Below are 19,762 nucleotides of genomic sequence, written 5' to 3'. Positions count from 1 at the left end.
TAGGTTTGTCAAGGGTGTTCTATGGATTTAGCACAAAAGATTAGGTCTTTACGAGAAGACAAGGAATGGACGCAAGGTGATTTGGCTGAAAAATCAGGAGTTGGCAAGTCTAGCATACAATTATACGAAAGCGGCAAAGGTAATATTACGCAACTAAATTTAGAAAAAATTGCCTCTGCATTTGGCGTAAATGTATCTTATTTTCTAAACGACAAAATGTCCAATAGTTTGTCCATAAGTGTCCATAAGTCGTCTCCTAATATGTCCATTAGTCCAGAAAAATCTGAAAAATTACAAAAGATGCAAAATCTTATAAGCGAGCAAGAAAATAAGCTTATAAATTTGCGCTTTTTCCCTAACGTTAGCGCGGCTGCCGGATACGGCGCAAACAACGACAACGAGAGCTTTAAAAGCATACCCGTTACGGCTTCTTTTTTAACGACTATATTGCGTATACCGGCCAAACAATACGATGTTATAAACGTGCTTGGTAACAGCATGGAACCGTTTTTAAAAGATGGCGATATGGTGCTTGTCTTGCCTACGCATGAGGCCAGTAACGGCGAGATAGTAATAGCAAACCTCGGTGGCGATCTATATGTCAAAAAGCTACTTAAAGACCCAATAAAAAAGCGTATTCGTCTAACCTCCATGAACAAACTTTATGAAGATATAGTAGTAGAGGATGACGAGCTAGACCAGCTTAAAATCGTGGGCGTAGTTAAAAAAGTGCTTCCGTCGGGTTTAATATCAGCATAAAGCCTATTTTACGCAATTTTAAAATAATTTTTGAAGTTTTTGAAGCAATTTTGAAGCAGATTGAAGCTTTGGCTTTTAAAATGCAAAAAAATGCCTAAATTTTGCAAATTTTGCATTTTGAGTTCTCATTTTTTACCCTATGTCCCTATCTGCTAAAATAACGCTCTTAACGCTATTTGCTCTATATTTTTTGCCACTCTCACTTTTTTACCTTTTGCATAAGATTTATCAATTTAGAGATCTTCTTTATAAAATTCCAACCAAGCTAGCCCAAAAGAGCAGGTACAAAGATAAAAATTTATCTCAAATACTTAAGCTAAGCGAAAAAGACGACAAGCTCTCTGAAGTTACTATTCAAAAATATATGATAAGGGTGATTCAGTTTTTTAACTATTGCTTTGATAGTGGCTATATAAGCAGAAGCATAACCGCAAAAATGAACGTCAAGATAGATGTAGACCCTAGTGAGAGAGCCGTGCTTCCATATGATGTATCAGAAGCTAGAAAGATCTTTGAGATAGTAACTAGCATCAAGCAAAGCGGCAAATCGCCAAGCACAAGGATAGAGGCTAGTGAGCTATATTACGTCACAATGATAGCTGCATATAGTGGTATGAGGATAAAAGAGATCACGCAGCTTCATAAGAAAGATATAGTCTTAAGGGATGGAATTTACTGCTTTAACATAAATACAAATGATGGTAAAACTACCAAGACCAAAAACAGCATTAGGTTTGTGCCTATCCATAGTAAGCTCATAGATCTAGGCCTGCTAGAATATGTTAATAGCAAGAAAAACGGAAATATATTTAAGGTAAGCAATAAGGACTTCTCTGAAATTTTTAGAAGCCAGATCCAAAGAAAGTTTATAGATAAAGACTCTAAAAAGACCTTCTACTCTTTTAGGCACTACTTTATAGACTATCTAGTGCAACGTGAAGTCGAAGCCAACCTTATAGCTCAGATAGTAGGGCATGAAAAGCAGTATAAAATTTTACTAAACACTTATGCCAAGCCTATTAATGCAAACACACTAAAGTCTAAAGTAGAGATGGTATCGTATGATAATGAATAGGAGTAAATTTTAAAGCATGAGTTTTAAGACTATTATTATATCTTATTTAGTATTATTTTAGGTATTAAATAAAGGATAAAAATGCAAACTATACGCAAAACAATATCATGTGGCACAGCACTTAAGGAAAAGAAGTTGAATTTGAGACCAACTACCCTAAAACCAAATGCTTTTATATTTTATAAGTATTGTTATATAATTCATAAAAATTAAAAAGGTTTTTTGTGACTTACAGAGTAGGAAGTTTATTTGCTGGAGTTGGTGGTGTGTGCCAAGCATTTAAAAATTCAAATTGTAATGTTGTATGGGCAAATGAAATTGATAAAGATGCTTGTAAAACTTACCGATTGAATCACGTCAGTACCAATCTCATTGAAGGAGATGTTAAAAAGTTAAATGGTAAAAATTTAAGTGATATAGATATATTAACAGCAGGTTTTCCTTGTCAGCCCTTTTCACTTGCTGGACATGGCAGAGGGTTTGAAGATGAACGTGGTAAGCTTTTTTTTGAAGTATCAAGATTACTAAAAGAATTAAGGCCGAAAGCCTTTTTTTTAGAGAATGTTAAAACCATAGCTTCTCATAATAACGGTGAAACTTTTAAAACCATTAGAAATGAGATAAAAAGAGCTGGATATTCTTTTATACCATTTATATTAAACGCTGCAAAGTATACAGATATACCACAGGGAAGGGAAAGAATTTATATTGTAGGCTTTAAGGATGAAGACGACTATTTATTTGAAAAACCTATAAAAGAAAATATAAAAGAAATGGAACAAGCCAATCTACTATCTAGCAAGTTTAAAATTCCTAAGGAAACAAATAAGAAACCAAAAAGTATAAAATTCTTTCTAGATAACTCGTGCGTTACCCTGACTGATATATATAACGACAAAAATAATAAAATTCACCGTAAAGTGATAGAGAGTGTAGTGGATGAAAATATTGTTTATCAGTATAGACGCTATTATGTTCGCCCTAATAAATCAAATGTGTGCCCTACTCTAACTGCAAATATGGGTGCAGGTGGACACAATATACCAATTATATTAGATGATGGTGTAATAAGAAGATTAACCCCAAAAGAATGCTTTAATTTACAAGGCTTTTCAAGAGACTTTATACTCCCATCAAACATATCAAGAGCACAGTTGTATAAGCAGGCTGGAAATTCTGTTGTTGTGCCAATGGTTGAAAAAATTGCAAAAGAGATTGTAGCGGTGTTGGATGGATCCGATAGAAATTAATCCAAATGTTGCAAATTTTATCAAATCACTTCGTGATATAGGATATACTTTTGAAGTGGCAGTTGCTGATATTATCGATAACAGCATATCTGCCAGTGCAAATGATATAAAAATTTATGCCATACAACATCCTGAACCGTTTTTTTGCATTCTAGATAATGGTGTGGGAATGAATGAAGATGAGCTAGTAGAAGCCATGAGACTATCTTCGAAAAATCCAGACGAGAGAAGAAACGATATAGCTCTTGGTAAATTTGGTTTAGGTCTTAAAATGGCTTCATTTTCTCAATGCAAAAAACTTACCGTTATATCAAAGAAATGTAATCAGATAAATATTAAGCAATGGGATTTAGACTATATCTCTAAAAGCGATAAATGGCTACTTTTGACGCCTGAGTTGAGTGAGTATAAAAATCTTGAAATTTTTAAAGATTTTTATAAAAACGATAATTCTACTCTTGTCATATGGGAAGATATGGACAAAATCGAGCAAATTTCAGAATGTTTAGAAATACTAAGAGAGCATTTGTCTTTGGTTTTTCATCAATTTTTAGAGGGTGCTGACGGCGCAAGAAAAATAAAAATATCCATCAATAATAATCCGTTAATACCTTTTAATCCGTTTAATCCAACACATGATGCAACCTTTATAAAATTTACAGAAATAATTAAATACAACGAAAAAGAAATAAAAATTACCCCATTTATCTTACCGCATCATTCAAAAGTGACTTCATCGGAATGGGAAAAATATGGCGGAAGAGGTGGCTATATAAAATCTCAAGGTTTCTATCTTTATAGAGCCCACAGATTACTTGTCTATGGTAAATGGTGGGGAACTCTAAAATCTAGCGATGCGACAAAGCTTGTTCGCATAAAGATTGAAATTTCAAACGATCAAGACGAGTTGTGGAATATTGATGTAAAAAAGTCTATCGCAAATCCAGTTGCTGGCTTGAAAGAAGAGCTCAAAAGAGTTGCTCTATACTCCATAAAAGATGGGGTAAAGCCCTTTTCTACTCGTGGTCGTAAAATAAATGACAAAAATGTTACTAGATTTTGGGATTTAGTTTGCGAAGATAGTAAAATTTATTTTGCAATAAATAAAGAAAATCCAATGCATCAAAAATTATTAGATTTATTGGATTTGCAAACAAGAGAACTATTTCAGCTATACCTAAAATCACTTGAGGCATGCATACCATTAGAAGCTATACAGGTACAGGTCCAGCAAAATCCACATAATTTTAGGCAAGAGGATATTATTTCAAATACAGAAGCAGTTAAAATACTGGAATATCTAAAAAATATAGGACTTAGCGAAGATGAAATTAAAAAAATAGAGATTTTTAAAAAATATAAGGAGCCGTTGGATGGAATGTAGTTTTTATGAAGAAGTTTTTAATTTTTCAAAAAGTAGTTTGACCAACAAGTACTCTAAACAGAATGAGGTTTTACAAGAGGAAGATATTGACAACGAAATATCTCGAGTAAAAAGATTTATTAAGTCCGACATTAAAGTTGATATATTTAACCAAGACGGCGATTTTTCAGATAATGATTATGAAAAACTAAAAGACGACTTAGAGAAATATTTTAATGTAAGAATGAGTACGGGCTTAGTAATAAAAGGCGATGAACAAAAACGACGCAATACGTCTTGGTATAGCATAAACACAAAAGCCAATAATAGTAATTTTTACTGGGATAGATTGGAAAAATTTTATAAAAACTTCTTGCCTCCGCAAGTCATTAAAACTGTAGATGATGATACTGATATGATAATGAATCAAATTGGAGATCCAAGAGAGAATGAATTTAGTGTATACGGTATGGTTGTAGGGCATGTTCAATCTGGCAAAACTTCAAATTATGCTTCATTGATATGTAAGGCTGCCGATATTGGTTATAAATTTATAGTTATTGTTGCTGGAGATAAAAACAATCTTAGAAACCAGACTCAAATTCGTATAAATGAGGCTTTTGTTGGTAAAAATGACTCAAAAATAGTCGGGGTTGGACTTGATGATTTGCCTAATGCAAATAGAATGCAACCCATTAGCTTGACTACGGAAATAAGCGATTTTAATACAAGAGATGCACATAAAAACTCACAAGGTATAAATTTTGACAATATCAATACGCCCGTACTTTTGGTTATAAAGAAAAACGCAATCACTCTTTCCAATGTCATAAGATGGATCAAGTCTCATTATAATAATAAAATTTCAAAACATGCCATGTTATTGATAGATGACGAGTCTGACTACGCTTCCATAAATACAAAAGAGGAAGACGATCCAACTACCATAAATAAAGAGCTAAGGGCTCTTTTGGAACTTTTTGAAAAAAGCTCCTATGTTGCATATACTGCCACCCCTTATGCAAATATTTTTATAGATCATACAATAGAAGATGAGCAAAGTGTAAAAATTAAAAACATGAATGAGCAGATTTCTAAAGATTTATTTCCAAGAGATTTTATATATGCTCTTGATGCACCAACTAATTATTTCGGTGCTGAAAAAATTTTTATAGATAATCCTGATAGGTATTTAATAGATATTAATGATTATGATGAAAAAATTCCTTTAAACCATAAAAAAGATCACCTTATATCCGAATTGCCACAAAGTCTATACGAAGCTATAAATGTATTTATACTAAATGTGGCAACAAGGGATTTAAGGGGTCAAATTAAGCATAATAGTATGCTTGTTAATATTAGTCGTTTTTCTGATGTGCATGAAAAAATTGCTAGCCTGATAGATGAATATTTAAAAGTATTAAAAAATGATATTAATGCTTTTATTTTACTGCCAAATTGCGTAGAGCAAAGTAGATTGATATTAAACTTAAAGGATATTTTTGAAACAAAATTTGATATAGAATTTTCATGGTTGGAGATTTCAAAAAAATTATCCGAAATAGCAACTAGTATTCTAGTAATAGAGGTTCATCAAAAGAGCAAGAAGCCACTTAATTACAATACCGGTGAAAGAGTAAATGTCATTGCAGTCGGAGGACTTAGCCTGTCACGTGGCTTTACTCTAGAAGGACTCAGTGTTAGTTATTTTATAAGAAGTACCATATTCTATGATACGCTTATGCAGATGGGTAGATGGTTCGGGTACAGACAAGGTTATGAGGATTTGTTTAAAATTTATATGCCAGAAAAGATTCAAAACTATTTTAGATTTATTATTGAGGCTACAAATGAGCTTATGTATAAATTTAAAGAGATGGCGGAAGATGGTCTAACTCCTTATAATTTTGGATTAGCTGTCAGACAAGATCCAAATAGTCGATTACAAATTACAGCCAAAAATAAGATGAAAAACGCAGAAGAAAAATGTATTTCATTGGATTTAAGTGGAAAGCTAATAGAAACCGTAAGATTTGCTAAAAACCCACAACTACACGATAATAATTTAAATATTTTAAAAAAGTTTATAGAATCACTTAATAGAGGTAGTAAAAAAGGAAGTGCCACTATATATAAAAATATAGATAAAATGAAAATATTAAATTTTATAAATAACTTTAGTGTTATAAAAGCACATATGCATTTAGATTTTATAAGGACGTATCTGGAAGATAAGAATACAATGTGGGATGTTGTTCTTTATGGCGGAAAGGGTATGTTTTTAGAAAAATTTGGGATAAATATGGAAGAGCGCTCAAAATTGCAAGACAAGGGTGATTACATAGAACTTGGGAATAGAAAACTATCGGCAGAAGATCCGGAAAAAGCATTGTTAGATGACAAAATTTACGAACAAAGCAAGAAAGAAAAAAGAGGCGATAGGCCTTCATTTTTAAGAAAAAATTTAAAAAATCCAATTTTAATGTTGCATATATTAGACACCAAAAATAATCAAATCGGATTTGGCTGCGATATATTGCCAGCCTATGGCGTTTGTTTTCCTAATGATGGTGTTTATAGTAGCTCTCAAACTATTAAATATTTAATCAATAAGGTATATCAAGAAGAGATGCTTTTGGAATTTGAAGAATTAGAAGAGCAAGATGATTAATCCTTGGAATGATATGAAAAACAATACCAGAAGAAGGGTTAATGGTGACAATAGATATGATATTTTTTGGATAGTGGATTTGGATGGAAGATATACTTTTGGCATTGAACTAGATTTTTGTATAAAAACTAGTAAAAAGAGTATAAAATTTATTGGTTTAAATACACTAAGAAAAGATTTTAAAGATGCTACCAAATTTTATATAGCACTAAACGATAATTCCAATTGGCAACTATTTGTATTGGTTTGCAACGATATTATTTCTCTTTTAAATACTTGCAATAATAATGAAAATGTTTTAGACAATATAGAAACAAGACTCCTAAAATGGAAAAAATTTTTTATTTCAAATGATGATGATTTTGGAATAGAAAGGCAAATGGGGCTATTTGGTGAACTTAGTTTTTTAAATAATATTGCAGCTAAACAAGTTGGTTTTGAAGAGGCATTAAGTTCTTGGGTTGGGGCAGATTTTGATAAACAAGACTTTTTATTTAATGACTGCGCTGTTGAGATTAAAACGTATAAAGCTTCAAAATCGCCACATGTTACAATTTCATCTGCTTATCAACTTTATACAACTAAAGAAAAATTATATCTCGCAGTATACTCTTTATCTATAAATTCGCAAGGACTTAGTGTTGAGGACATCATAAAGAGTATAGAAGTGAAGGTCGCCGACATAGAATCATTTTATAAAAAGCTTTTTTCGTATGGCTATAAATCAAATTTTCAAGTAGAACTATTAAAATTTAAAATAGATAAAATTTTATTTTTTAATGTAGATAATAAATTTCCAAAAATTACTTCCATAGACATAGATTCCAGAATTCATAACGTAAAATATACGGTAGATTTATTAAAATGCAATGAATTTTTGTTGGAGAGAATAAAACTTTAAAGGCAAAAAATGGTTAGTTTAGATGACTTTCATCAAGATTTTATGCAGGATATCGTGAGTCAAGCCCAAAGCCGAGGTATAAGCAAACAAGAAGCATTTTTTGAGTCGGTCTGTGACTCTCTTGTTGACGAAGGAGAACTATCGCAAGACTACATGATTGCTGAATACAATAAAAGAGATATGGAAGTAAGTGGATATGACTTTGATGTAGAGCGTGGTAAGCTTAGCCTTCTAGTGCATTGTTTTTTTCAAAGTGATGATATACAAACTCTCATAAAAGCGCAGATAGAATCAAAATTTAAAAAGCTGGAAAATTTCCTTTTAAGGAGTTTCCAAAAACTTTATGATATTATGGAGGAGGGTTTTGAGCATTACTCAATGGCCTATAATATATATTCGTATTTAATTAAAAATGAAATTAAAAAAATCCGCCTTATTATTATAACAGACGGAAAAATTACTAAAAATTTAGCAAGTATCCCAAATAAAGTATTATCTGGCATTGATGCGGAATATCGCATCATAGATATTGAGTTTTTATATAAAATTTATACTATAAATAACTCAAAAAACAACTTTGACGTTGAGGTTGATTTACCGGCGCTTGTAGTAGACACGCCGGCGAAAGACTACAGATCTTATTTAAGCGTAATAGATGGCAGGACAATAGTTGAAATTTATGATACATTTGGCTCTAGACTTTTAGAACAAAACGTCAGAACTTTTTTGCAATTTAGAGGCAACGTCAATAAGGGGTTGCGAAACACTATAGAATATAAGCCAGAGATGTTTTTCGCATACAATAATGGCATAACTGCAACAGCTAATGATGTTATTTTGCAAGATGGCAAAATTATAAAAATATCAAATTTTCAGATTGTCAATGGAGGCCAGACCGTATCGGCCATATATGCTTCAAGTAAAAATTCAAAGCTAGACGTATCAAAAATTTATGTTCAGATGAAACTATCTGTAGTTGCTGACGCCGAAAAACAAGATGAATTTGTCTCAAAAGTTAGCGAATACGCAAATACCCAAAACAAGATAAATCAATCAGATTTTTTTTCAAATAGTCCTTTCCATAAAGATTTCAAAGAATGCTCAAGAAGAAATTTGGCACCAGCTGTTGATGGAATACAAGTAAGAACTCATTGGTTTTATGAGAGGGTAAGGGGCGAATACTTAAATGAACAAGCATATTTAAGTGGCACAGATAAAAAGAAATTTCAAATAGAAAACCCCAAGTCACAACTTATAGATAAAACATTTTTAGCTAAAAGCGAAATCGCTTGGCTACAATCGCCGGATATTGTATCAAAAGGCGCACAATATAGCTTTATGGCTTTTGCAAAACATATTACTCAAATGTTAGAAAAAGATGAGCTTTGTATAACGAGCAACTATTTTAAAGAAGCAGTATCTAGAATTATAATGTTTAAACAAGTTGAAAAACTTGTTTCTTACGCCACTTGGTACAATGGTGGTTATAGGGCACAATGCGTAGCCTATACCCTATCGTACTTATCGTATTATTTAGAAAAAAATAGATTATTTTTAAATTTTTCTAAAATATGGGATGAACAAAAAATATCTAATAATTTAGAGAATATAATCTCTATAGTTGCTAGCAAAATATATACTAACATAACTAACCCGCCGGAAGGCAATGCAAATATAGGCCAATGGTGTAAAAAGAAGTTATGCTGGGATAGTATAAAAGATATGGAATTGAGTTTAGAATTTGATGATGAGATATTAAGTAGTGCAGAAGAAGAAAAGTATATAAAAAAAGAAGCAAGAAAAGACAAGAAACTTGATGACAATATAGAAGTTCAATCGTTTGTCGTTAAATTTAAAGATTGGGACAAGATTTTAAAATATTATGAAAAAGATGAAATAAGACTCCAAATATCTATGAAGCAAATGGATATATTGGCAAAAGTGGTAAATGGAAGTATAGGACTTCCTTCTATAAAGCAAGCTATTATTTTATATGATCTTTATGAGAATGCTATAAAAGAAGGTTTTTTGATATAATGGCTATTTATTGTATACCAGTCAATAAGAATGTACTCCAATAATTGTATGTATAGCGTTAAAACTATTTTGGAAACTATACTTCTTTGATTGTAGATAAAAATTAATCTTAACTGAATATTAAAAATGTATAAAATTAAATAGAAGAGAATTTTCGGTATTCCTTTTTAAGTGTCGTGCTTCAAGATATCAAGTTCATGGTATGTTAAATTTAGGATCTTGCGTTAGAATGTGCCGAAGGCTTATAACCCTAGAAAATATTGTCTTAGATTTTGAAAGTCTTTATTTGTATATTAAATTATACTAATAGCTATTCCGGTAGTGTTAATCTGTATATACCCAATAATTTTATTGGTGTAATAAATTTATTGTGATTATAATGAAACCATTTATATCTTATGGTAAAAAATCAAAATAATGTTTATCTTATTTTGATTATGCCAAGCCTATTAACACTAATACACTCAAAGCTAAAGTAGAGATAGTGTCGTATGAAAATGAGTAGGGGCAAATTTCAAAGCATGAGTTTTAAGACTATTCTTATATCTTATTTAGTATTATTTTAGGTATTAAATAAAGGATAAAAATGCAAACCATACAAGCAAATTTTACAGCTAGCATAAGCGAGCTAAAAAAGTCTCCAGCTCAAATTTTAAAACAAGCCGGAGATAATGTCGTAGCTATACTAAATCACAATGTCCCTAGCGCCTATCTAGTACCTAGTGATGTCTATGAAAAAATGGCAGAGATAATAGAAGAGTATCATCTAAGTAAAGCAGTAGATGTTGCTCTAGCAAGTGGTGAAAAACCGGTAAAAGTAAGTCTAGATGAGCTATGAGTTAGAGTTCTTGCCAAGTGCCTTAAAAGAGTGGCAAAAGCTTGACAATAGCATAAAAGTGCAGTTTAAAAAGAAGCTAAGTGAGCGTCTAGAAAATCCAAAGGTTGCTAAGGACAAGCTACGAGGCTATGAAGATGTCTATAAGATCAAGCTAAGAGATGTCGGCTATCGCTTGGCATATCAAGTAAAAGATGACGAGATCGTAGTATTGGTGCTAGTTGTCGGCAAAAGAGAGAATAACGAAGTATACGAGATGCTAAAGGATAAATTTAACTAAGCATAAAGCTAGACTTTAGTTATCTGTGATTTGCTAATAACTAATTTTATGTTATTAGCTTGTCCTATCTAAAGTACTCTTTTATGATGAGCATAACCCCCTACATTTTTATTATTTTATTTTCTTAATTTCATACTAGACTAAATTTCTAAGAGAAAATTTAAAAGCTACAAAAATTATATTATATATTTCATAGTATTTTTAAAAAATACGCATTTTAGGGGGCTGAAGCCTACCAAATTCCTTGTTTTAGGCTGTGAAATTTTATAAAATAATCTTAAAAATTTATCTAAATAAGGATATTAAGATGAAGATAAATGGTTATGAAATAGTTATAAATACGCTAACTGATAATATCACCTATGAAAAAGCCATAGATAGAATGTGCCACAACATGCGGGAGCCCAAGCAAACAAAAAAGATAAAGTATTTAAGAAGGGATGCAAGAGCCAATAGGTATTTTGTACAAAATAGCCATGGTGTTCTTATAGAAAAAGAGCCATCTCGTAGTATGTCTCACGAGGATATTGAAAACAAGATAAAAGAGATGTTGTTGCAATTCAAAAAAGACTATGAAAGCCAAACTATAACTGACAAAAACGGCAAATCAAGAAAGCGTGTTTGGCAAAAAAAGATGACCCCTTTTACGGAGATACTTTTAACATTTGGAACACAAAGACCCAAAGAAGAAAATGAAGGACTCAATGAAGAAGAGACCAAGTTTATAAATGGGCTAAACATTCTTGCTAAGGCCATGGACTTTATTAATAAATATTGTAAAAAATACGGCGTAGAATGTGTGGCTGCTACTGAGCATAATGATGAAAAAACCAAACACTGGCAAATCATTTTTTCAAACTATGATTTTACTAAGCATGCTTGCATAAGAAGAGACAGAAAAAATATGGCTATATACGGCAGAGATATGCAAGATATGAGTGCAGATGCATTTAGTGGTATAGCTGTAAGAGGCGTGGTAGGAAGTAAGGCTATTCATAAAACTCTAAAACAAATGCATAAAACTGAGCTATCTTATAAAAGCGAACAAGCACTTAAAAATGATATTACTTTGAATTTTGAAGAATGTATTGATGAAGCTTTTGATGAAAAAAAATCATTCACAGGTAAGATACGCTATGAGATATCCAAAGATGGCATGGAAGAATTCGTAAAAACTATCAGTAAAGATATTTATGATTTAACAAAACAAAACATAACCATAATTAAAGACACTGATCTTCAAAATAAGATAGATGAATTGGAAAAGCAACTAGCTGATAAGAGTGAAATATTGGCTAGAAAAAATGAGTTAGAGTCAGAAAATGAACTCCTACATAATGAGATTTTAGAACTAAAAGAGCTAAATAAGACTTTTGAGGATAAAGACATAGTGTTGACTCAAAAAGAAGAGATTAATGTACTAAAAGAAACTTTGAAACAAAAAGATGTATCTATAAATAATTATAAAAGCCAGATACTTAATAGCAAAGAAATTATAAACCAAGCCAAGGCAGACAAAGAAGAGCTGACAAGACTAAAGGGTGTTGAAGCCAAGAAAATAGAAGTGGAAGAAGAAAATAAAGAGCTAGAAAAAGAAGTTAAAACATATAAAGAACTAGTTACCAAACAACAAAAAGAGGTAGAGGAGCTGGGGCAAGCAATGGAAGCTAATGAAGCGTTAAAAAATGAAAATCAAAGTCTAGCAGATGAAAATAAAAGACTAAAAGATGAAAATACAACTCTTAAGGTCTTCAAGGAAAAAGTGGTAACCTTCTTTAAAAGTGTGGTAAACACTATCCCAAATATCAGGGACTTTATAGATAGTTATCTACCTGAGATAAAAAATGAGATATTTGGCAAAAAGGACTCTAGCTTAGAAATGTGATAGCGACTCTCTCATAAAGCTCTATTGCTGCTTATTAGCAAATCACTCTAGGCATTATATTAAGCTGGCGTATAGTCGTTATATCAATGTTATAAGATCGAACTTTATAACTAGACACACCACGAGCTTAATGTAAAAACAGACGATCTAAAAATTTCTTCTACTTTACTATATGCATTGTTTAAATTTAAAGTATTGATTTAAGACAGTGAAAATTTTCTCTCAATATTTTTACAAAGTTGATATACATTATTAACTTTACTACTAATACCTAATCCAAGAAACCGTCATAAAATATTAAATATAAGTTAAACAATATTTTTATTTAATATTTTTATCAGTAATTGCCATAAAAAACAAGCTGCTTTTTTTAACATAATTAAGCTTATTTTTATAATAACTATTAGACTTTTAGCCCGTCTGGCCAAGACCTTATAGCACTATCAATTTTTGATAGTGCTAAATAAGTTTTAGCACTATAGAGCTAAAACTTATATTTGAAAGATATTTTTAGATAATGTTTGTTGGCAACTGAGCATGATATGAAAAATGAATTTATTTTTACTTAAGTGAAATTTATATTTTAAAATTAGTTTTTATACAAACAAATAGTAAACAAGAATTTTATGCAATATCCAATAATACCTATAGGTAGAATATAAATCACTAGAGTTAAACATAACTCATAGATACGATCCATTCTGTTTGGTTTTATTCTTGTTGGTTGGAATGTGTTTACTTGGTATCATACAAGAAACTAGGAGGTCAAGCTATGAATGATATTAGCATCTTAGGTACCAATGTAAATTCATATACTCATCAACAACACAAGCAAAATAGATCTGCAAATTTTAGTGATGTTTTTAACCAAAAGACTAAAGATGAGAGCAGTAAGCCAAGCCAAGAGCTTGCTAAATTTAACTATGTCTCTTCATCACAAAACAGCCTCATCTCTCTAAATTTTAGTGATCTTCAAGCTTACGGCTACACAGTAGATAAGGCAGGCTTTATGGGAGCTGACTTTAACAAAGCTGCAGGCTTGCCACAAGATTTTAAAATTCACAAAAGCACGCTTGATGAGCTTAGTAGATTTGCCGAGCGCAACCATGTGCTAAACCGCATCAGGAGCAAAGACGAGCAGATAAAGATCTTTGATAACATCGATATGGCTGACACCATAAAGCACTACTACAGACTATTTGATCAAATGACGTCTGCTTTAGGTGATGATAAAAAGAGCTACACCCTTGCAGATATAGGCAAACTACCAAAAGGCTACAGCACAAAAGGCACTCACTATGATGCCAAAGGACATTTGCTAAAAGATCTATCAAACTCTACTATCTCAAACATCTACTCTAGCACTGATGAGCTAAATAGTGCTAAAACTCTTAGTAAAGAGCTTTCAAGTGCAGGCGTTAGGCTCATAGTAAAAGAGGTTGATTTTACTATGAGCGAAGCAGGTGATGAGTTTAGTTTTAACCCTGATATCTCTTTTAATTATAACCGAAACGGCCTATAAACTAAAAAAGCACGACTGCTTTATGGCAAATCGTGCTTGAAAAAGTTTTAATGATAGGCTTATTCTAATAAAAATCGATGGCGACACCTTGTTTGATATCGATCGATATGGTATTGCCGTAACTATCGAAACCCTCATATCTATCGTATCCGTCATGGTTTGAAACAGGAGTATTATTAAACCCTTTGAGGCTTAAATGATCAGATCTGTCGCCATCTATTTTTAAGACAGTATCTTTATTGCCAGTGATATTCAAGACATCTCCGATACTTAAATTTTTTAGATCTACACTCTCATTATCTGCTCCGAGTTTTAAGTGCTCGAAATTTGATACCTTAGAAAAGTCGATATTTTCGCTTATTTGTAGAGTATCGTCGTTACCGGCTCCGCCATCAAGTTTAACATTGTTGCTAAGATCAATACCTTTACCCAACTTGAATGTATCATTGTCAGTTCCACCACTTATGATTGTGCGATCAAGGATAGTGCCGCTTTCTATATTTATAGTATCATTGCCAGCACCCATGCCTATGTTTGTATTAATAATCTTAGTGCCACCATCAAGCGTCATAGTATCATTACCGTCGCCTGCGCCTATACTTCTAAATGAGTCGTCTGCATCTTCAACATTAGATATTGTAGAGTTAGTTATATGGATATCATCATTGCCACCGCCTGTATAGATACGTTTTATACCATCAATAGTAGAATCTTTGATATTTAAAATATCATTACCTGCCTTACTAGTGCCATAAGAATCAGCATCTATATAGGCTTTTTCCCCAAATATTTTTGATGACTCAATGTTTATAGTATCACTTCCACCCTCGCCTTTTATAATAGTTCCATACGCACCGTGCTTATCGTCATTTATTATGGTATTTCTGATATTTATAATATCATTGTCATCACCTGTATAAATTTTTGTTTGATCTAAACTAGAATTATCTACATTGACTGTGTTAATACCATCTACGGAATCATCCTCTGAATCTATCGCAACATCTATTAGCGTCGCATTTTTTACATTTACAGTGTCTGTACCTCTTTGTAGATTTATATTAACATGCTCAAGCTTGCTATTATCAGTAATATTTACCGTATCATTACCACCAACTGGGATGCCGCTAGTACCAGTTATTATGCTGACATCTTTTAGGCTTGCACGATTTTTGATATTTACGGTATCATCGCCCGTGCCAGTTTCCATCTGAACTTGATAAGGTACATTTTGATAAGGCGCAGGTCTTGTTCTACTTCCTGTAATTTCGCCACCATCTATATTGATAGTGTCATTACGCTCACCCGTTTTTATTAAAATATCATCAGTATCCCTATCAACCATGAGTTTACCGCTCATATTTATAGTATCGTTGCCAGCACCAGTATTGATTCCTATATTATGCGAAACAGAGCCCGCCTTTAAATTTATCTCATCATTGCCAAGCGCATTCTTGCCATTTATTACTGTGTCTGTAAGTGTGCTACCAGAATTTACATTTACAACGTCTCTTTTATCAGCTGTGTTGTTGCCAAGGTTTATCTCGCTACTTGTTACCGTGCCGCCATTGATGTTTGTAGTGTCTGAGCCCTCTTTTGTATAAATAGTAGAATTTCTAACTTTTGCACCTGCATTTACATTTATAGTATCACCACCCACTCCAGCATCGATAGTAGAATTTTCAAATTTAACACCATTATTCATATCAATACGATCATCACCTTCGCCAGCAATGATATTTGTTTGCTCAATGGTCGTATCATTATTCATAATGATCTTGTCGCTATTAGTACCCGCATCGATAGTAGAATTACGAGCGCCATTGTTTATAGTTATCGTATCCTCTCCGTCTTCGGTATTGATATGCTTGCCGTCAAGAAATTTATTTGCCGTGAGGATATCGTCATTATCGATGATATTGCCTGTTGCAGATGCGCTCGCGCTATTGCCGTCAGTAACGCTTAATGTTACGCCGTTTTTATATACGCCATAATCATCTGCTCCAAACGCTGCGCCTCTATCCTCGGCTTTGACACCTTCATTTTGATTGCCATTAATGCGTCCGTCATCATCGATGACTTTAATTCTAACTTGAATGTTTTGAATAGGAGCTGGTCTATTAGCTGAAATTTTACCGTCGACTAGAGGTTGCCAAGTGTTACCACCATCAAATGAATACTCAAGATTCCTGCTGTAATCATTGCCTGCGTTATTGCTTGTAGCTGCTACATTCAGATTGAATGTGGTTTTAGCTTCCGCAAGCTTTATATTATAGATAAGATACTCGTCTCCTGCTGCTGCTTTGGTCTCCTTAGCTTCGGATTCAAGCATAGTGACCGTAGGGGCTGGAGTTACTGGCACTACAGGTGTTGTCACATCAGTACCAGCGGCTCCATCAGCATAACCGCCAACCGAGCTTATAGGTGATTCGAAATTTCTGCCAGAGCCATTTAAATTTCTGAAATTTTCACTGATATTTGAGTAATGCCCTCCCTCAGCAAAGCTAGCAGCACCAAGGCTTACACCATCTCCGCCAGCATTACCTGCTTGTGGACCACCTGCAGCAGTTTCTTCTAATGCATTTAAGTCTGTTCCATTTAAGATTGCTTGTTGTAGAGCTGAGATATCAGCTACTGTTTGGTTATTACCAGTATCTTGATCTAGAGTTATAGTATCTTTACCTATTAGAGTTATTTCTTTACCATCAGTTTGAGTTATTGTTACTTTAGAGTCAGCACTATCTGTGATTATCTTTTCGTTTTGATAGACGATGTCTCCAACGCTAAGATTTCTTACTTCTCCAGTTGCATTGTTAAGAGCTCTTGCGCTTCCCCCAGTTACACTTTTAACTACTCCAGCTTCGTTAGCCATAACATTCTCCTTATGTTTATTTTTAAAGTGGACGAATTATATATATTTTCATAAAATATGTCTATTGTACTGAGGTACGATTAAGTGCTTAAAAAATTCTTTATTTGGTGACTTCGAATATTTGTTTGGTTTTGGTTTCGATGGCTTGCAATCTGTGAGAATGCACTGCTCCGCAGTCTACTGCATAAACACCCGGAGCTTGCTGTTCAATAGTCCTGCTCGGTGTTATGGTGTGACCAAAATATATTTCTTTACCCGTAGTGTTAGGCAAACTCATGTTGCCTCGCTCCCAGATTACATCAAATTCGTTTTGCTCTTCTGCAGGCTTAGAAAAATCTATGCCTGCATGAACAAAAATCGATTTATCTGAAACTACGATGTGAGGTAACCAAGCCAGCTCATGTATTTTAGATTACATTCGTCAAGCGCGTTTATCATCTTAGATCCTTTTAGCTTTAACTCATACTAAAGATATCGTCTTTTTTGTGAAAAGATTTATTTTTCCGAGGGTTTTTAGTCTGCATAAATTTACTCCTAAACTCTCGTATCTACCTTTTTATAAAGCCTATCTTTGCTAGATAGCTCTTTAAATTTTAGGTCGTTTTCAAGATAAGTGATGTTGTAAATTTCTTTAGTGGTGATGCTTTTGCCGTTTTCAAGTCCGATTAGGAATTTGCTTGTAAATTTATCAGAGAGGTTTTTAACGAGCTTTGCTCCAAGCTCTTTTAGACTAGATATCTTATCATCTTGCTTTATGCCTATATCTTTAAAGTCAAGTCTATTTAGCTCTACATCATTCATGCTCTTAGCATCTAAATTTATACTTGCTCTTTTACTATCTTTGTCATCTTTGCTTATTAGCTTGCCCGTGTCGTTATAAATTTCTTTTACCTCTAGCTCTCTTCCGCTATCAAATTTAAGCGTGATAGTGCCATTTTTGTTTAGCTTCATAGCTATTACGCTGTCTGTGTCCTTTAGAGCAGCTGCAGCCTTGCTCGTATCACTCTCAAAAGCATGCTTTACTCTTTCTAAATTTTCTAGGCTAAACTCAAGCCCAGTTGCCTTTTCAAACTCACTCTCCATAGCGATCATATAAGATGACTTTGTGGCTTTTAGCTTTGAGATGAGATCATCTGCGTCTTCTACATCATTTTCTTTTAAATTTTTGCTTATCCACTCTACATCTATGCTGTGAGCACTAGACTCTTTTTGGTAGTCATTATAAAATTTCATAAAACTATCTTTTTGATAGCCTACGTATGAAAAACTCTCATCTTGTTTAGATCCAGTAGGTTTTATGATAGGGTTAAACTCACTAAGCTTTTTCTTGCCGTCAAAGCCAACTTTCTCATAGGCAAAGTTGTTTAAGCCGCTCTCTTCGTTAAATATCTTATTATCCCTAAGATCTACCCAGCCGTCTTGGTCTGCATGGTCTTTGAAAAATTTATTAGTCTCTTCTTTGCCTATCTTTTGGTAGCGATACTCGGCTGAAAATAAAGTATAAGGGTTTGAGTTGTTTAAACTAACTCTATAATCAACCGTATTTTTGCTAGCAAAGTCCATAGCCTCGTAGCTTAAATTTCTAATATCCTTTTTGATAAAGTCGTTCAGGTTTATCTCGCTCGTAACTTCGCTTAGTTTAAAAATTTTCTCATTACCGTCTTTGTCGTAGCCTCTAACTTTTAGCTTATCAAAGTATTTATCGCCAGAATTTATCACTCCATCCTTGTTGCTATCAAAGTTAAATAAAAATCCATTTGCGTCTAGCTTGCCTATGCCTAGTTTGTCATTATCGTCATAAAGATCCAAAAAGACCTCTACGTCACCTCGTGAAGTTTTTATCGTTTTTTCATAGGCGTAGTCATTTAAATTTGTAAATTTAGTATCTGCTGCCGCGATGGGCTTAATGGGAGTTTTTGAATTTATAGATGAAAAATAGGTGCTAGTTTGATCCACTTTCCTTAGTGCTGAGGCATCTTCGCCAAATAGATACTTGTTCTCAAAGTCTTCTTTGCTCCAGTTTCTCCTCTGGATATCTCTATAAGAAAAAGCTTGATTTAGCCCAATATCTGTTTTAGAGTAGTCTGATTTCACACCACTGGTGCTGGCGCTTTGGATGATAGAGTAAGTGCTATTTGAAATAAGCTTAGTAGCGATGTCTTTAAGCTCAGACTTTAAATTTGTGTTGTCTAGAGTTTGCACTCTATCTACACCAAGAAGTAGCCTTGAGTGGATCATATTTTTTGGCAAATCTATTTTTATGGGTTGTAAATTTTGTGTTACCATCATTTTAAATCCTTTTAAAATAT

At 33.1% G+C, this 19,762-nt stretch carries 13 protein-coding genes; 11 read left to right on the top strand and 2 right to left on the bottom strand.

Features of this window, described 5'->3' with window-relative positions; genetic code table 11:
- Window positions 1-21: 21 nt before the first annotated feature.
- The 11 genes from ATCC51562_RS09375 (at window position 22) to ATCC51562_RS09775 (ending at window position 14,581) form a co-directional block, all read left to right on the top strand.
- The gene (locus ATCC51562_RS09375) at window positions 22-759 is read left to right on the top strand and encodes an XRE family transcriptional regulator (protein ID WP_051288428.1); all 738 of its coding nucleotides are present in this window, start codon (window positions 22-24) and stop codon (window positions 757-759) included.
- Between the two features lie 214 nt (window positions 760-973).
- Window positions 974-1,834 (top strand): site-specific integrase, encoded by an 861-nt coding sequence (locus ATCC51562_RS00400; RefSeq protein ID WP_235044171.1) that lies wholly within the window; start codon window positions 974-976, stop codon window positions 1,832-1,834.
- Window positions 1,835-2,058: 224 nt separating this feature from the next.
- The gene (locus ATCC51562_RS00395) at window positions 2,059-3,084 is read left to right on the top strand and encodes a DNA cytosine methyltransferase (protein WP_021090225.1); all 1,026 of its coding nucleotides are present in this window, start codon (window positions 2,059-2,061) and stop codon (window positions 3,082-3,084) included.
- A complete protein-coding gene (locus ATCC51562_RS00390; RefSeq protein ID WP_021090283.1) occupies window positions 3,065-4,468 on the top strand; it encodes an ATP-binding protein in 1,404 nt (467 codons plus the stop codon). The genes ATCC51562_RS00395 and ATCC51562_RS00390 overlap by 20 nt, the downstream gene beginning before the upstream one ends.
- Window positions 4,458-7,121, top strand: coding sequence for a Z1 domain-containing protein (locus tag ATCC51562_RS00385; RefSeq protein ID WP_021090330.1), 2,664 nt, complete (start codon window positions 4,458-4,460; stop codon window positions 7,119-7,121). Before ATCC51562_RS00390 ends, ATCC51562_RS00385 begins: the two co-directional genes overlap by 11 nt.
- The gene (locus ATCC51562_RS00380) at window positions 7,114-8,022 is read left to right on the top strand and encodes a PD-(D/E)XK motif protein (RefSeq protein ID WP_021090365.1); all 909 of its coding nucleotides are present in this window, start codon (window positions 7,114-7,116) and stop codon (window positions 8,020-8,022) included. Before ATCC51562_RS00385 ends, ATCC51562_RS00380 begins: the two co-directional genes overlap by 8 nt.
- 9 nt (window positions 8,023-8,031) lie before the next feature.
- Window positions 8,032-10,059, top strand: a complete 2,028-nt coding sequence (locus ATCC51562_RS00375; protein WP_021090347.1) for an AIPR family protein — start codon at window positions 8,032-8,034, stop codon at window positions 10,057-10,059.
- 586 nt (window positions 10,060-10,645) lie between these two features.
- Window positions 10,646-10,897: a type II toxin-antitoxin system Phd/YefM family antitoxin gene (locus ATCC51562_RS00370; RefSeq protein ID WP_021090332.1), complete on the top strand. Its 252-nt coding sequence runs from the start codon at window positions 10,646-10,648 to the stop codon at window positions 10,895-10,897.
- Window positions 10,887-11,174 carry a type II toxin-antitoxin system RelE family toxin gene (locus ATCC51562_RS00365; RefSeq protein WP_035167048.1) on the top strand — a complete coding sequence of 96 codons (288 nt, stop codon included), beginning with the start codon at window positions 10,887-10,889 and terminating at the stop codon, window positions 11,172-11,174. The genes ATCC51562_RS00370 and ATCC51562_RS00365 overlap by 11 nt, the downstream gene beginning before the upstream one ends.
- A 307-nt stretch (window positions 11,175-11,481) precedes the next feature.
- Window positions 11,482-13,059, top strand: a complete 1,578-nt coding sequence (locus ATCC51562_RS00360; RefSeq protein WP_021090309.1) for a coiled-coil domain-containing protein — start codon at window positions 11,482-11,484, stop codon at window positions 13,057-13,059.
- Between the two features lie 772 nt (window positions 13,060-13,831).
- Window positions 13,832-14,581 carry a Cj0814 family flagellar-dependent secreted protein gene (locus tag ATCC51562_RS09775; protein WP_021090241.1) on the top strand — a complete coding sequence of 250 codons (750 nt, stop codon included), beginning with the start codon at window positions 13,832-13,834 and terminating at the stop codon, window positions 14,579-14,581.
- Between the two features lie 64 nt (window positions 14,582-14,645).
- On the opposite strand, the gene ATCC51562_RS00350 is transcribed toward ATCC51562_RS09775, so the two are convergent.
- Window positions 14,646-17,453, bottom strand: a complete 2,808-nt coding sequence (locus ATCC51562_RS00350) for a retention module-containing protein (RefSeq protein WP_021090322.1) — start codon at window positions 17,451-17,453, stop codon at window positions 14,646-14,648.
- Window positions 17,454-17,987: 534 nt separating this feature from the next.
- Window positions 17,988-19,742 (bottom strand): hypothetical protein, encoded by a 1,755-nt coding sequence (locus tag ATCC51562_RS00345; RefSeq protein WP_035167045.1) that lies wholly within the window; start codon window positions 19,740-19,742, stop codon window positions 17,988-17,990.
- Window positions 19,743-19,762 lie beyond the last annotated feature (20 nt).

The organism is Campylobacter concisus ATCC 51562 (genome assembly GCF_000466745.1).
GTDB lineage: Bacteria > Campylobacterota > Campylobacteria > Campylobacterales > Campylobacteraceae > Campylobacter_A > Campylobacter_A concisus_B.
The sequence above is the reverse complement of the archived record's forward strand: the minus strand, read 5'-3'. Positions and strand labels throughout refer to the sequence as shown.

What these genes read in the sequence shown, in the direction of transcription:
- ATCC51562_RS09375 (WP_051288428.1), top strand. Translation starts at nt 22, where the DNA reads ATGGATTTAGCACAAAAGATTAGGTCTTTACGAGAAGACAAGGAATGG.
- ATCC51562_RS00390 (WP_021090283.1), top strand. Translation starts at nt 3,065, where the DNA reads ATGGATCCGATAGAAATTAATCCAAATGTTGCAAATTTTATCAAATCA.
- ATCC51562_RS00385 (WP_021090330.1), top strand. Translation starts at nt 4,458, where the DNA reads ATGGAATGTAGTTTTTATGAAGAAGTTTTTAATTTTTCAAAAAGTAGT.
- ATCC51562_RS00380 (WP_021090365.1), top strand. Translation starts at nt 7,114, where the DNA reads ATGATTAATCCTTGGAATGATATGAAAAACAATACCAGAAGAAGGGTT.
- ATCC51562_RS00375 (WP_021090347.1), top strand. Translation starts at nt 8,032, where the DNA reads ATGGTTAGTTTAGATGACTTTCATCAAGATTTTATGCAGGATATCGTG.
- ATCC51562_RS00370 (WP_021090332.1), top strand. Translation starts at nt 10,646, where the DNA reads ATGCAAACCATACAAGCAAATTTTACAGCTAGCATAAGCGAGCTAAAA.
- ATCC51562_RS00365 (WP_035167048.1), top strand. Translation starts at nt 10,887, where the DNA reads ATGAGCTATGAGTTAGAGTTCTTGCCAAGTGCCTTAAAAGAGTGGCAA.
- ATCC51562_RS00360 (WP_021090309.1), top strand. Translation starts at nt 11,482, where the DNA reads ATGAAGATAAATGGTTATGAAATAGTTATAAATACGCTAACTGATAAT.
- ATCC51562_RS09775 (WP_021090241.1), top strand. Translation starts at nt 13,832, where the DNA reads ATGAATGATATTAGCATCTTAGGTACCAATGTAAATTCATATACTCAT.
- ATCC51562_RS00350 (WP_021090322.1), bottom strand. Translation starts at nt 17,453, where the DNA reads ATGGCTAACGAAGCTGGAGTAGTTAAAAGTGTAACTGGGGGAAGCGCA.
- ATCC51562_RS00345 (WP_035167045.1), bottom strand. Translation starts at nt 19,742, where the DNA reads ATGATGGTAACACAAAATTTACAACCCATAAAAATAGATTTGCCAAAA.